This is a genomic window from Pantoea sp. SGAir0184 (assembly GCF_043544755.1).
This window is the reverse complement of record NZ_CP028050.1, coordinates 2,991,709-3,005,036: the sequence shown is the minus strand read 5'-3', so window position 1 is coordinate 3,005,036 and position 13,328 is coordinate 2,991,709. Positions and strand designations below refer to the sequence as shown.

The 13,328-nt window shown below is 55.5% G+C and carries 12 protein-coding genes; 5 read left to right on the top strand and 7 right to left on the bottom strand.

Features of this window, described 5'->3' with window-relative positions:
* Positions 1–27: 27 nt before the first annotated feature.
* The 3 genes from C1N60_RS14235 to nagB are packed head-to-tail and all read right to left on the bottom strand — an operon-like array spanning position 28 to position 3,263.
* On the bottom strand, positions 28–1,248 hold the full coding sequence (locus tag C1N60_RS14235; protein WP_058757890.1) for a DNA-binding transcriptional regulator NagC: 1,221 nt from the start codon (positions 1,246–1,248) through the stop codon (positions 28–30).
* A gap of 7 nt (positions 1,249–1,255) precedes the next feature.
* On the bottom strand, positions 1,256–2,404 hold the full coding sequence (gene nagA / locus C1N60_RS14230; protein ID WP_136545589.1) for an N-acetylglucosamine-6-phosphate deacetylase: 1,149 nt from the start codon (positions 2,402–2,404) through the stop codon (positions 1,256–1,258).
* A gap of 58 nt (positions 2,405–2,462) precedes the next feature.
* Positions 2,463–3,263, bottom strand: a complete 801-nt coding sequence (gene nagB, locus C1N60_RS14225; RefSeq protein ID WP_031279884.1) for a glucosamine-6-phosphate deaminase — start codon at positions 3,261–3,263, stop codon at positions 2,463–2,465.
* A gap of 343 nt (positions 3,264–3,606) precedes the next feature.
* On the opposite strand from nagB, the gene nagE reads away from it, so the two are divergent.
* The 3 genes from nagE (at position 3,607) to C1N60_RS14210 (ending at position 8,091) form a co-directional block, all read left to right on the top strand.
* Positions 3,607–5,640 carry an N-acetylglucosamine-specific PTS transporter subunit IIBC gene (gene nagE, locus C1N60_RS14220; RefSeq protein WP_394521756.1) on the top strand — a complete coding sequence of 678 codons (2,034 nt, stop codon included), beginning with the start codon at positions 3,607–3,609 and terminating at the stop codon, positions 5,638–5,640.
* A gap of 151 nt (positions 5,641–5,791) precedes the next feature.
* Positions 5,792–7,459, top strand: a complete 1,668-nt coding sequence (gene glnS / locus C1N60_RS14215; protein ID WP_058757889.1) for a glutamine--tRNA ligase — start codon at positions 5,792–5,794, stop codon at positions 7,457–7,459.
* 236 nt (positions 7,460–7,695) lie between these two features.
* Positions 7,696–8,091: a hypothetical protein gene (locus C1N60_RS14210; protein ID WP_021508559.1), complete on the top strand. Its 396-nt coding sequence runs from the start codon at positions 7,696–7,698 to the stop codon at positions 8,089–8,091.
* Between the two features lie 61 nt (positions 8,092–8,152).
* Here the strand turns inward: C1N60_RS14210 and fur are convergent, their stop codons facing one another.
* From fur to ybfF, 4 genes are all read right to left on the bottom strand, one after another.
* Complete coding sequence (gene fur / locus C1N60_RS14205; RefSeq protein ID WP_021508558.1) at positions 8,153–8,602, bottom strand: ferric iron uptake transcriptional regulator; 450 nt, start codon at positions 8,600–8,602, stop codon at positions 8,153–8,155.
* Between the two features lie 352 nt (positions 8,603–8,954).
* Positions 8,955–9,485 carry a flavodoxin FldA gene (gene fldA / locus C1N60_RS14200; protein ID WP_021508557.1) on the bottom strand — a complete coding sequence of 177 codons (531 nt, stop codon included), beginning with the start codon at positions 9,483–9,485 and terminating at the stop codon, positions 8,955–8,957.
* 137 nt (positions 9,486–9,622) lie between these two features.
* Positions 9,623–9,898 carry a LexA regulated protein gene (gene ybfE / locus C1N60_RS14195; protein WP_010616122.1) on the bottom strand — a complete coding sequence of 92 codons (276 nt, stop codon included), beginning with the start codon at positions 9,896–9,898 and terminating at the stop codon, positions 9,623–9,625.
* 169 nt (positions 9,899–10,067) lie between these two features.
* Positions 10,068–10,832 (bottom strand): esterase, encoded by a 765-nt coding sequence (ybfF, locus tag C1N60_RS14190; RefSeq protein ID WP_394521007.1) that lies wholly within the window; start codon positions 10,830–10,832, stop codon positions 10,068–10,070.
* A 248-nt stretch (positions 10,833–11,080) separates the two neighbouring features.
* Here ybfF and seqA point away from each other — a divergent pair, with 248 nt between their 5' ends.
* Entirely contained in the window at positions 11,081–11,620 is a 540-nt protein-coding gene (seqA, locus tag C1N60_RS14185) for a replication initiation negative regulator SeqA (RefSeq protein ID WP_010616121.1), read from the top strand.
* A 25-nt stretch (positions 11,621–11,645) separates the two neighbouring features.
* Positions 11,646–13,286, top strand: a complete 1,641-nt coding sequence (pgm, locus tag C1N60_RS14180) for a phosphoglucomutase (alpha-D-glucose-1,6-bisphosphate-dependent) (RefSeq protein ID WP_021508555.1) — start codon at positions 11,646–11,648, stop codon at positions 13,284–13,286.
* Positions 13,287–13,328 lie beyond the last annotated feature (42 nt).

Genomic DNA, 13,328 nt, shown 5'->3' with positions numbered 1-13,328 from the left:
CGGGCCTGCCAGCTGGCAGGCTTACTATTATTCTTCCAGCAGGTGCTGCAGCAGAATGCCATTCAGCATAGCGCGTTTTGCCAGCGCGAAAGCGCCAATTGCCGAACGATGGTCCAGCTCAGACCGCACCACAGGCAGATTTTTGCGAAACGCGTTCAACGCCTGGGTGTTAATGCAGCCCTCAATCGCCGGGAACAGCACTTTATCGGCATCGGTAATTTCGCCGGCCAGCACCACTTTTTGCGGGTTAAACAGGTTAATGGCGATAGCGATCGCTTTGCCGAGATAGCGGCCAACGTACTCGATCACTTCGCAGGCCAGCGCGTCGCCCTGATTGGCGGCGCGGCAGATTTGTGGCATCTGGCAATCATCCAGCGTCAGGCTGCTGGGATAACCCTGATTGAGCAGGTGGCGCACGCGGTTCTCAATCGCGCCATTAGCGGCAATGGTTTCGAGGCAGCCAAAGTTACCACAGTGGCAGCGTTCGCCGAGCGGATCGACCTGAATGTGGCCAATCTCACCCACGTTGCCATTGCTGCCGAGGAAAATGTGGCCGTTAGCGATGATGCCGGCGCCGGTTCCGCGATGTAAACGCACCAGAATGGAGTCCGCACAGTCGCGGCTTGCACCGAAATAGTGCTCAGCCAGCGCCAGGCTGCGGATATCGTGCCCGACAAAACTGGTGACGTTAAAGCGTTTTTTCAGGCTCGCCACCAGCGGCCAGTGGCTGACGGCGATATGCGGCATATAGCGAATGATGCCGTTAATCGGGTCGACCAGCCCCGGCAGGATCACCGCGATAGCGATCAGCTCATGAATTTTACGCTGGTGCGTGCTCATAAAGGCACTGATGGCGTTGAACAGCGCGTTCTCCAGCGTCTCCTGGGTGCGCTCCGGCAGCGGATAATCTTCCTGCGCCAGCGATTTTCCGCTGAGATCGAACAGCGTCAGCGTGGCATCGTTGCGCCCCAGGCGCACGCCGATGGTATGAAAATGGCGGGTTTCGGTGATGATGGAGATGGCGCGGCGCCCACCGGTGGAGGCCTGTTGCTCCACCTCTTTGATGAGGCCGCGTTCGATAAGCTGACGGGTAATTTTGGTGACGCTGGCGGGCGCAAGCTGGCTGAGTTCGGCAATCTGAATACGCGAAATCGGCCCCTGTTGATCAATCAGCCGGTAAACAGCTGCACTGTTAAGTTGTTTGACAAGATCGACATTTCCTATTTGAGTCTGGCCGCCAGTGGTCATTCAGTACTTACTCGCTGAGGACGTTGTCTCCGTTGACGAACGTCTTAGTGATTTGATAATCGCGGGTAAAGACAGTGAGGTTGGCGACTTTTCCTGCTTCCACCGTACCAAACTGCTTTTCCACACCCATTGCCCTTGCCGGATACAGGGTCGCCATGCGCAGCGCTTCGTCCAGCGCGATACCACAATGTTCCACGCTATTCTGCACCGCTTCAATCATCGTCAGCGCAGATCCGCTCAGGGTACCGTTCTCATCTACGCACAGGCCGTCGCGATAGTATATTGTTTTACCTGCAAAAATGAATTGATCAATCGACGCACCGGCTGGCGCGGTGGCATCGGTCACCAGCACCAGTTTGTCGCCTTTGATTCGTTTTGCATTGCGCACGTTAGCGTAATTGACATGTAAACCGTCTGCAATAATGCCGCAGTATACATCAGGCGAATCAAACAGCGCACCGATAAGACCTGGCTCACGACCGCTAAAGGCGCTCATGGCGTTATACAGGTGGGTGGCAAAGGTGACGCCCGCGCTGATGCCCGCTTTGGCTTCGGCATAGGTGGCATTGGAGTGACCAGACGACACAATAATCCCGGCGTCACGCAGCTGGCGAATCACGGCGCTGCCCGCATTTTCCGGTGCCAGCGTAACTTTGGTGATGACGTCAGCGTTGGCGCACAGGAAATCCACCAGCTCCGCATCCGGCAGACGAATCAGCTGCGGATTGTGGGTGCCTTTCTTCTCTTTATTCAGCCACGGACCTTCCAGATGCAGGCCCAGCGCCTGATTCTGATGCTTCGCCAGGTAAGCGCGCATGGTTTCAATCGCGCGCTTCATCAGTTCATCACTGCTGGTAATCAGCGTTGGTAAATAGCTGGTGCAGCCGGATTTTTCATTGGCACGCTGCATGATATCCAGCGTTTCCACGCTCAGGGCATTGATGTCATCGTTGAACTGCACGCCGCCGCAGCCGTTGAGCTGCAGGTCGATAAATCCGGGAGCGATGAACGCACCAGCCACATCCTGTTGTGGAATCGCGGCGTCCAGCGCATCGCGCGGGCAGACACGCTCAATCAGGCCATTGGCAATCACCACGGCGTGATTGTCCAGAACTTCATGGCCGGTAAAAATCCGGCCGTTAACTAATGCGTACATCATCTCTTCTCCCGGCTGAACCTGCTGCGCTTAACAGCAGGCTTTCTACAACGTGTTGTTACACACCCTTCATATTTTCCGCTTCCATTTCGCGGAAATATTTCACGGTTTTCACTTTCAGTTCCATGGTGGCTGGCTCATCACACACCACCACCGCTTTCGGGTGCAGCTGCAGGCAGCTGATGGTCCACATGTGGTTGACGTTACCTTCTACCGCCGCCTGCAGCGCCTGGGCTTTGACGTGGCCGGTCACCAGAATCATCACTTCTTCCGCATCCAGCAGCGTGCCGACGCCCACGGTCAGGGCATATTTAGGCACCTGATCAACATCGCCGTCGAAGAAACGCGAGTTCGCCACACGGGTGTCGTGCGTCAGGGTTTTAATGCGGGTGCGGGAAGAGAGCGAAGAAGCCGGCTCGTTGAACGCAATGTGGCCATCGTTGCCGACGCCGCCCATAAACAGGTGGATTTTACCCAGTGCGCGGATCTTCTCTTCGTATTGGCGACATTCTGCGTCAATATCTTCGGCATTGCCATTCAGAAGATTGATATTTTCTGGTTGAATATCAACGTGATCGAAAAAGTTACGGTACATAAAGCTGTGATAGCTTTCCGGATGCTCTTTCGGCAGACCGACATACTCATCCATATTGAAGGTGATCACGTGTTTGAAACTAACCTGGCCCGCTTTATGCATCTCGATCAGGTGCTTGTAGGCTTCCAGCGGCGTACCGCCGGTTGGCAGTCCCAGCACAAAGGGACGGTCTGCGCTGGGTTTAAAGGCATTGATGCGATTAACGATATGGCGTGCAGCCCATTTACCCACCTGGGTCGGTGTGGCCAAAGGGATCAGTCTCATGTCTTCACCTCAGTTAAGATTGGAAAGTTAGGGTCGCGTTTACTGCTGCAGCTGGCTGCTTATAGGGTAACCCGTTTGCGCGCTCGCGGCGTTGGAAAAGTGCGACCTGATATTTTTCATCATAAAATAAGTTTGTGGTGGTGGCTAGCATTTCGCAGTGAAAAACGTCCATTTTGGTGATTAAAGTCACAGTTACACTGGTTTTAATTTGCGAGGCGAATTAATTTATCTTTACACTGCGCCTCGTGGTGAAGTGTGTCATCAAGGTACCGGGTGCCGGGATAATAAAATCAACCCGCATCACGGCAAAACGCCAGTCTCATAGGGGGAGAATAAGGTGAGTATTTTAGGATATCTGCAAAAGGTCGGCCGCGCGCTTATGGTGCCGGTAGCGACCCTGCCGGCAGCGGCAATCCTGATGGGGGTAGGTTACTGGATCGATCCGGACAGCTGGGGCGCAGGCAATGCGCTGGCAGCACTGCTGATCAAATCAGGTTCTGCCATCATCGACAACATGTCCGTGCTGTTCGCCATCGGTGTGGCTTACGGCATGTCAAAAGATAAAGACGGTGCAGCGGCATTAACCGGCTTTGTAGGTTTCCTCGTGGTTACTACCCTGTGTTCACCCGCCGCGGTGGCCATGATTCAGAAAATGCCGGTGGAGCAGGTTCCTGCCGCCTTCGGTAAAATCAACAACCAGTTTGTCGGCATCCTGGTGGGCATTCTCTCGGCGGAAGTTTATAACCGCTTCAGCCACGTTGAGCTGCCTAAGGCGCTGTCGTTCTTCAGCGGTCGCCGTCTGGTGCCGATCCTGGTCTCCTTCCTGATGATTGTCGTCGCCTTTATCCTGATGTATGTCTGGCCGATCATTTTCGGCGGTCTGGTGAGCTTTGGTGAGCACATTCAGAAACTGGGCTCGGTCGGTGCGGGCGTGTACGCCTTCTTTAACCGTCTGCTGATTCCGGTTGGCCTGCACCACGCGCTGAACTCGGTGTTCTGGTTCGACGTGGCGGGTATCAACGACATTCCGAAATTCCTTGGCGGCGCGCAGTCTATCGCCAACGGTACCGGCATCCCGGGTATCACCGGTCGCTATCAGGCGGGCTTCTTCCCGATCATGATGTTCGGTCTGCCGGGTGCGGCGCTGGCAATCTATCACTGCTCACGTCCGGAAAACCGCGCCAAAGTCGGTGGTATCATGCTGGCAGCGGCATTCGCCGCCTTCTTCACCGGCATCACCGAGCCGCTGGAATTCTCCTTCATGTTCGTGGCGCCAGTGCTGTATGTAATCCACGCCGTGCTGACCGGTATTTCGGTCTTCATCGCTGCCAGCATGCACTGGATTGCCGGTTTCGGTTTTAGTGCCGGTCTGGTGGACATGGTGCTGTCGACGCGTAACCCGCTGGCCGTGCACTGGTGGATGCTGATCCCGCAGGGTCTGGTGTTCTTCGTCATTTACTACGTGGTGTTCCGCTTCACCATTCAGAAATTCAACCTGCTGACGCCGGGCCGCGAGCTGGCTGCCGGTGATGAGACAGACGGCTACGACGTCAACGTTGATCACAGCAGCAACGGTGAGAGCGAAACCGAATCTCTGGCACGTCGCTACATCGGCGCGGTGGGCGGTTCTGACAACCTGACCAACATCGACGCCTGCATCACCCGTCTGCGTCTGAATGTGAAAGACTCTGCGCAGGTGAATGAAAGCGTGGCTAAACGCCTCGGTGCTTCTGGTGTGATCCGCCTTAACAAGCAGAGCGTGCAGATCATTGTTGGTACGCAGGCCGAAAGCATTGCGACCGCGATGAAAACCGTACTGAGCAAAGGTCCGGTAGCCGGCGCAGCGGCACCTGCTGCGGCAACCACCGCCGCGCCTGCGGCTGCTCAGCCCCAGGCCGTGCGCAACAGCGAGAAAAAGGTGATTGCAACGCTGCTGGCACCGGTCAGTGGCGAAGTGGTCGCGCTGGAAAACGTGCCGGATGAAGCCTTCGCCAGCAAAGCGGTAGGCGATGGTCTGGCGATCAAACCGAGCGATAAAACTGTCGTCGCGCCGGTGGCGGGTACCGTGGTGAAAATCTTCAACACCAACCATGCATTCTGCCTTGAAGCCGAAAATGGCGTCGAGATTGTCGTGCACATGGGTCTCGATACCGTCGCGCTGGAAGGTAAAGGGTTTACCCGTCTGGTGGAAGAGGGCGCAACCGTCACAGCGGGCCAGCCGATCCTCGAAATGGATCTGGACTTCCTCAGCGCCAATGCGCGTTCGATGATCAGCCCGGTGGTGGTCAGCAACAGCGATGATTTTGCTGGTCTGAATCTGCTGGCAGGCGGTACCGTGGTGGCAGGCGTTACGCCGCTGTATGAAGTGAAAAATTAACACGTTTTGAGCGTCACTGAAGGCAGGAAGCAATTCCTGCCTTTTTTGTTTTAAAACGACCAACAAACGGTTGTTTCCCTTCAGCGCTTTGTGGATCATACTCCGTTACTTCGTGGTACAAATCACCCGCTATTGTTTTGAGGATTTTGAGATGAGTGAGGCTGAAGCCCGCCCAACGAACTTTATTCGTCAGATCATCGACGAAGATTTGGCGAGCGGTAAGCACAACAGTGTGCATACCCGTTTCCCGCCTGAGCCCAATGGTTACCTGCATATTGGCCATGCAAAATCGATCTGCCTGAACTTTGGTATCGCACAAGATTATCAGGGGCAGTGCAACCTGCGTTTCGACGACACCAATCCGGTCAAAGAGGATATGGAGTTCGTTGAATCGATCAAGAATGATGTGCAATGGCTGGGCTTTGAGTGGAGCGGCAACATTCGTTACTCCTCTGACTACTTTGACCAACTCTTCAACTACGCGGTTGAGCTGATCAACAAAGGCCTGGCCTACGTTGATGAGCTGTCGCCAGAGCAGATCCGTGAATATCGCGGCACGCTAACCGCGCCGGGCAAAAACAGCCCGTATCGCGATCGCAGTGTGGAAGAGAACCTGGCGCTGTTCCAGAAGATGCGTGATGGCGGCTTCGAAGAGGGCAAAGCCTGTCTGCGTGCCAAAATCGACATGGCATCCAGCTTTATTGTGATGCGCGATCCGGTGCTGTACCGCATTAAATTTGCCGAACACCACCAGACTGGCAACAAGTGGTGCATCTATCCGATGTACGACTTTACCCACTGCATCTCCGATGCGCTGGAAGGCATCACCCATTCCCTGTGTACGCTGGAGTTCCAGGACAATCGTCGTCTCTACGACTGGGTGCTGGATAACATCACTATTCCGGTGCATCCGCGTCAGTACGAGTTTTCGCGCCTGAATCTGGAATATGCGGTGATGTCGAAGCGTAAGCTGACGCAGCTGGTGAGCGAGAAGATTGTTGAAGGCTGGGACGATCCGCGCATGCTGACCGTATCCGGTCTGCGCCGTCGTGGCTATAGCGCGGCGTCAATCCGCGAATTCTGCCGCCGTATTGGTGTGACCAAGCAGGACAACATTGTTGAGATGGCGTCGCTGGAGTCGTGCATTCGTGACGACCTCAACGAGAACGCGCCGCGCGCTATGGCGGTGCTGGATCCGCTGAAAGTGGTGATCGAGAACCTGCCGGCCGGGCATGAAGAAATCATCAGCATGCCGAACCATCCGAACAAGCCGGAGATGGGCACGCGTGAGGTGCCGTTCAGCCGTGAGGTGTGGATCGATCGCGCCGACTTCCGTGAAGAGGCCAACAAGCAGTACAAACGTCTGGTGCTGGGTAAAGAAGTTCGTCTGCGCAACGCTTATGTCATTCGTGCCGAGCGCGTGGCGAAAGATGAAGCCGGCAACATCACCTGCATCTACGCTACCTGCGATGTCGACACCCTGAGCAAAGATCCGGCCGATGGCCGCAAGGTGAAAGGCGTTATCCATTGGGTATCGGCGATTCACGCGCTGCCTGCCGAATTCCGTCTGTACGATCGTCTGTTCAGCGTGCCAAACCCGGGCGCGGCCGAGGATTTCCTCACCACCATTAACCCGAACTCGCTGGAGATCAAACAGGGCTTCGTTGAGCCGGGTCTGCGTGCCGCCAGCGCGCTGGCACCGTATCAGTTTGAGCGCGAAGGTTACTTCTGCGCAGACAGCGTGTACTCGCAGCCGTCGAAACTGGTGTTCAACCGCACCGTGGGTCTGCGTGATACCTGGGCAAAAATCGGCGAATAATTTTACTGCTTGATAGCACGATATGATCAGCAAAGGGCGAGCAATCGCCCTTTTTTATTGCCCGTTATCTGCAAACGGGAATCGATTATGCTGAACCAGACAAAAAACAGTAATTACGCGCGATTACGACTAATCTGACTTTAATAAAATTAACTAATTTACCCGTGTGAAATCGTTATTTTCAGGTAGGCTATGCGCTCTTAAATGTTGCTGTGCGGGTTAGCGAAGGAAGAAAAATGACAAGTCTCGCTCTGGAAGCCAAACATAGCGTGGTGGTTTTACATCAGCTTATCGAACGTATTTTTAATCAGGCCGAAGGCAGCGATGACAGTATGGATCTGCTGCTGTCGCACTTTCATCCCGACTTCAAAATGGTGACGCCGCAAGGCAAACAGCTCGATCTCAATGACACTGAAACCCTGTTTCGCAAACTGCACGGGCAGCGGGAAGGGATGCGAATCGCCACCAGTGAGCATGCCATCATTTCCCAGCAGCAGCAGGAAGTGACCATTCAGTATCACGAACTGCAAATGCTTAACGGCAACAACCAGACCCGCATTTCGCTGGCGGTGCTGGACTGCAGCACGCCGGTTCCGCGCTGGCGCTATTTGCAGGAAACGCTGGTCGCCTGAACGCAGCCATAAAAAAACCGGTGCCTGGCACCGGTTTTTTTATACTGCATAGCATATTCAATTACTGATCGTGGAGCGTCTCGTCTTCGCGGCAGTCTCCCAGCGCACAGTGGCCGTACAGATACAGGCTGTGGTTGCTGAGTTTGATACCGTGGCGTGTCGCAATCTCACGCTGACGCGTTTCGATAGATTCATCGCTAAACTCGATCACTTTGCCGCAGTCGAGGCAAATCAGGTGATCATGATGATGCTGCTGGGTCAGTTCGAACACGGATTTCCCGCCTTCGAAGTTATGACGCGTCACGATGCCGGCGTCGTCAAACTGGTTCAGAACACGGTATACCGTCGCCAGACCAATCTCTTCGCCCATGTCGATCAGGCGTTTGTACAAATCTTCCGCACTGACATGATGGGACTCGGGTCCGGGTCCCTGAAGCACTTCCAGAATCTTCAGTCTGGGCAGCGTGACTTTCAGGCCAGCCTTTTTCAATGCGGAGTTGTTGTCAGTCATGCGGATATTGTCCTGTTACTTTGCTAGTCACTTACGGCGCAAAGGCCTTGAATGTGTGGTCAACGCGCATTCTCATTTGCGTCTCATTATAGAGCTCAGCCTGCGAAATGAAAACCGGCTGCGGCGGACAATTCCCCGGATGCTGTAAGGAGAAATGTCGTGAACCTCAGCGGGATCGTGCAGATCGATGTTCCTTTTCGCGCAGTCTCAGTCTGATGCCCGAGGAATAAGCAGATGACCGTTGCGGGTATTCTACAGAATTGAGGGAAAAAGTTAAAAAACCGTAGCTATTATTTTTATAGGTAATTCCATTGCCCGATGTGAGCCAGCGCCCACATCGGACAGGAAAGCATCAGGCTTCGATGATCGCCTGCAGCTGCAGCTCGTCAAAGATCTGCTTAACCCATTTGTCGACGCGCTCGTTAGTCAGTTCAGGCTGACGATCTTCATCGATGGCGAGGCCAAGGAAGTGTTTGTCGTCTGCCAGACCTTTAGAGGCTTCGAAGTGGTAACCTTCGGTTGGCCAGTGGCCCACAATCACTGCGCCGTTTGGCTCAATGATGTCGCGAATGGTGCCCATCGCGTCACAGAAGTACTCGGCATAATCTTCCTGATCGCCGCAGCCAAACAGCGCTACCAGCTTACCGTTGAAATCAATCTCTTCCAGCGTCGGGAAGAAGTCATCCCAGTCGCACTGGGCTTCACCGTAGTACCAGGTCGGAATACCCAGCAGCAGAATATCGAATGCTTCGAGATCTTCTTTGGTGCTCTTAGCAATGTCATGCACTTCGGCGACATCTTTACCCAGTTGTTTCTGGATCATTTTTGCAATGTTTTCAGTGTTGCCGGTATCGCTGCCGAAGAAAATGCCTACGATTGCCATGGAGTGAGTAACCTCTTAAATCCTGATTGTGAAAGTAAGTCAGAAGACGACACAGTTATGCGAATGATAGCAGACCGGCGAAAAGCGCGGAATGTGTAAAGCGCTGAGTTTGTGTTCCAGCGTGCGGTCTGCGCACGTTACGCCAGTTTGAGCTGCGCCAGCAGCATTTGTTCAATCAGTTCACTGCGGCTGATGTTCTGCTGCTCGGCCAGCGTATTAAGCGCGTCGACCGCTTCGCTGGACATTTTCAGCTCAACGCGGCGCAGGCCGCGCACCCGGTCGCGCTTCAGCTGGTTGCGCTTATTAATGCGCAGCTGCTCATCGCGCGACAGCGGACTGGTTTTAGGGCGACCGGGACGCCGCTCGTCTGCGAAGAGATCGAGCGTGGTACGATCTGTCTGTTCTTTTGCCATGGTTTGTGAAACTGCGTGGGCGCGAACGGCGGAAAGGCGCTGCGCGATTTAAACATTTATCGGCCCGACCGCGGCGAAAAAAGCATCCGCGGCAAATTTTTAGCGCGACATCATACTCCAGCGCCCGGCGCGACGCCAACCCTAAACCGCCCGTAGCAAGCTTTTGCTTTTACAGGTTAAAAAAGCGGCGCACCGCGCGCAGTACGGCATCGGGTTTTTCGGCATGCACCCAGTGGCCAGCACCGCTGATAATGTGCGCCTGCGCCTGCGGGAACTGGCGCAGCAGCGCATCACGGTGCTGATTGTCCAGATAGGGTGAATCACCGCCGCGAATAAACAGCGCCGGATGAGGCCACGCGGGCACCTCCTGCCAGCCGGAGAGCACCGGATAATTGTCCCATAACACCGGCACGTTGAAGCGCCATTCGCCTTCGTGGAAGGATTTCAGAATGAACTGAATCACGCCTTCTTCGCGCACGTGTTCACGCATCACGTCGGCCGCAGCGCTGCGGCGCGTGACGCCAGCTGCGCTGACCGCGCGGATTGCCGCGAAGATCTCATCGTGGCGTCGCGTCTGGTAATCCACCGGCGCGATATCAATCAGCACCATTTTGCCAATCCGTTCGGGCGCAACGGCGCCCAGCGCCATGGCAATTTTGCCGCCCATTGAGTGGCCGATAACATCGACCCGTTCGATGTGGTGCGCATCCAGCGTGTCAACCATATCCTGCGCCAGCGCAGCGTAGTGCATCTCTTCGCTGCGCGGAGACAGGCCGTGGTTACGGACATCCACCTGCAGCGTGGGCCGTGCATCGCGCACGCCGCGCGCCAGTACGCCGAGGTTATCCAGGCTACCAAACAGGCCATGAATTAACAGAATGGGCTGGGCATCAGGGGCAGATTGTTCAGTTTGCAGACGGGCGTTCAAAATCATGGCTAAAGTTCTTTCGGTTGAGACCTGGGCTTAGGGTATCATGGATTCACCTGTCCCGGCGCCAGGCGGTCAGGCATTAGGGCATATTCCGACTTTTGCCCGTAAACGATGCCAGCGCTACCGGCTGTCGCGGATTTAACTTTATAATCCTTATGTTAGAGCCCGCTCACATTTTGCACGACCGGATTTTGTTAAGGCCTTTGCAAAGTAGCGTGGTTCTGCCATTTGCCAGAATCGCACGGAAAAAGATGAAAACGATTGAAGTTGACGAAGAACTCTACCGTTATATTGCCAGCCACACCCAGCACATTGGTGAAAGCGCATCGGACATTTTGCGCCGTATGCTGAAATTCACTGCCGGCCAGAGCGCATCCGCTGCGCCAGCGGCGAATGCGGCGGTAAAAGAAGCACCGGCTGCACGCAGCGAAGCGCGACCTCAGGATCGCGTGCGCGCCGTGCGTGAGCTGCTGCTGTCTGACGAGTATGCGGAGCAGAAGAAGGCGGTTAATCGCTTCATGCTGATCCTGTCAACGCTTTATCGTCTTGATCCGGCAGCCTTTGCTGATGCCACTGCCTCGCTGCAGGGCCGCACCCGCGTTTACTTTGCGGGCGACGAGCACACGCTGCTGCAAAATGGCACCCATACTAAGCCGAAGCACGTGCCCGGCACGCCGTACTGGGTGATCACCAATACCAATACAGGTCGTAAATGCAGCATGGTGGAACACATCATGCTTGCCATGCAGTTCCCGCAGGAACTGGCAGAGAAAGTTTGCGGCACCATTTAAACCGAAGCGTCAGGGAGAAGCGCCAATGGCCAATCACCCCCGTGCCGGGCAACCTGCCCAGCAGAGCGATTTGATTAACGTTGCACAATTAACCTCGCAGTACTACGTCCTGAAGCCGGATGCGGCGAACCCGGACCATGCGGTGAAATTTGGCACCTCCGGCCACCGCGGCAGCGCGGGACGTCATAGCTTCAACGAAGTACACATTCTGGCGATTGCGCAGGCGATCGCTGAAGAGCGTAAAAAGAACGGCATCACCGGCCCGTGCTACGTAGGTAAAGACACCCATGCGCTGTCTGAGCCGGCGATCCTGTCAGTGCTGGAAGTGCTGGCCGCCAACGGCGTTGATGTGATTGTGCAGCAGGACAACGGCTATACGCCGACGCCGGCTATCTCCAACGCCATTCTGGAGCACAACAAGCGCGGCGGCGCGCAGGCGGACGGTATCGTGATTACCCCGTCGCATAACCCGCCAGAAGACGGTGGCATCAAGTACAATCCGCCGAACGGTGGACCGGCTGACACCAACGTCACCAAAGTGGTGGAAGATCGCGCGAATCAGCTGATCAAAGGTGAGCTGAAAGAGGTTAAGCGTCTGGCGCTGGATCAGGCGTGGGCCAGTGGCCACATCGTTGAGCAGGATCTGATCCAGCCATACGTTGAAGGTCTGGCGCAGGTGATTGACTTCCCGGCGATCCAGAAAGCCGGCCTGAAAATCGGTGTCGATCCGCTCGGCGGTTCCGGCATGGCCTACTGGCAGCGCATTGCTGAGCACTACCAGCTGGATCTGACCATCGTTAATGATGCCATCGACCAGACGTTCCGCTTCATGCATCTGGATAAAGATGGCGTGGTGCGTATGGACTGTTCGTCCGAGTGCGCGATGGCCGGTCTGCTGGCGTATAAAGACAAGTTCGATCTGGCTTTCGGTAACGATCCGGATTACGACCGTCACGGCATCGTCACGCCCGCCGGTCTGATGAACCCGAACCACTATCTGGCGGTAGCGATCAACTACCTGTTCCAGCACCGTCCGCAGTGGGGCAAAGAGGTGGCCGTCGGTAAAACGCTGGTCTCCAGCGCGATGATTGACCGCGTGGTGAACGACATTGGCCGCAAGCTGGTGGAAGTACCGGTCGGCTTCAAATGGTTCGTGGATGGTCTGTTCGACGGCAGCTTTGGCTTTGGCGGCGAAGAGAGCGCCGGCGCCTCGTTCCTGCGTTTCGACGGCTCCGCCTGGTCAACAGACAAAGACGGCATTATCCTGTGTCTGCTGGCGGCGGAAATCACTGCGGTTACCGGTAAGAACCCGCAGCAGCACTATGATGAGCTGGCCGCGCGTTTTGGTGCGCCAAGCTACAACCGTCTGCAGGCACCTGCCACTTCTGCGCAGAAAGCGGCGCTGTCGAAGCTGTCACCTGAAATGGTCAGCGCCGATACGCTGGCGGGCGACCCGATCACCGCACGTCTGACTGCGGCACCGGGCAACGGCGCCTCGATTGGTGGTCTGAAAGTGATGACTGAAAACGGCTGGTTCGCGGCACGTCCGTCCGGCACTGAAGACGCCTACAAAATCTATTGTGAAAGCTTCCTCGGCGCTGAGCATCGCCAGCAGATCGAGAAAGAAGCGGTAGAAATTGTCAGCGAAGTGCTAAAAAACGCCTGACAGGGCATCCTGCATGAAGAAGGCCGCGTTTGCGGCCTTTTT

What these genes read in the sequence shown, in the direction of transcription:
- C1N60_RS14235 (WP_058757890.1), bottom strand. Translation starts at nt 1,248, where the DNA reads ATGACCACTGGCGGCCAGACTCAAATAGGAAATGTCGATCTTGTCAAA.
- nagA (WP_136545589.1), bottom strand. Translation starts at nt 2,404, where the DNA reads ATGTACGCATTAGTTAACGGCCGGATTTTTACCGGCCATGAAGTTCTG.
- nagB (WP_031279884.1), bottom strand. Translation starts at nt 3,263, where the DNA reads ATGAGACTGATCCCTTTGGCCACACCGACCCAGGTGGGTAAATGGGCT.
- glnS (WP_058757889.1), top strand. Translation starts at nt 5,792, where the DNA reads ATGAGTGAGGCTGAAGCCCGCCCAACGAACTTTATTCGTCAGATCATC.
- C1N60_RS14210 (WP_021508559.1), top strand. Translation starts at nt 7,696, where the DNA reads ATGACAAGTCTCGCTCTGGAAGCCAAACATAGCGTGGTGGTTTTACAT.
- fur (WP_021508558.1), bottom strand. Translation starts at nt 8,602, where the DNA reads ATGACTGACAACAACTCCGCATTGAAAAAGGCTGGCCTGAAAGTCACG.
- fldA (WP_021508557.1), bottom strand. Translation starts at nt 9,485, where the DNA reads ATGGCAATCGTAGGCATTTTCTTCGGCAGCGATACCGGCAACACTGAA.
- ybfE (WP_010616122.1), bottom strand. Translation starts at nt 9,898, where the DNA reads ATGGCAAAAGAACAGACAGATCGTACCACGCTCGATCTCTTCGCAGAC.
- ybfF (WP_394521007.1), bottom strand. Translation starts at nt 10,832, where the DNA reads ATGATTTTGAACGCCCGTCTGCAAACTGAACAATCTGCCCCTGATGCC.
- seqA (WP_010616121.1), top strand. Translation starts at nt 11,081, where the DNA reads ATGAAAACGATTGAAGTTGACGAAGAACTCTACCGTTATATTGCCAGC.
- pgm (WP_021508555.1), top strand. Translation starts at nt 11,646, where the DNA reads ATGGCCAATCACCCCCGTGCCGGGCAACCTGCCCAGCAGAGCGATTTG.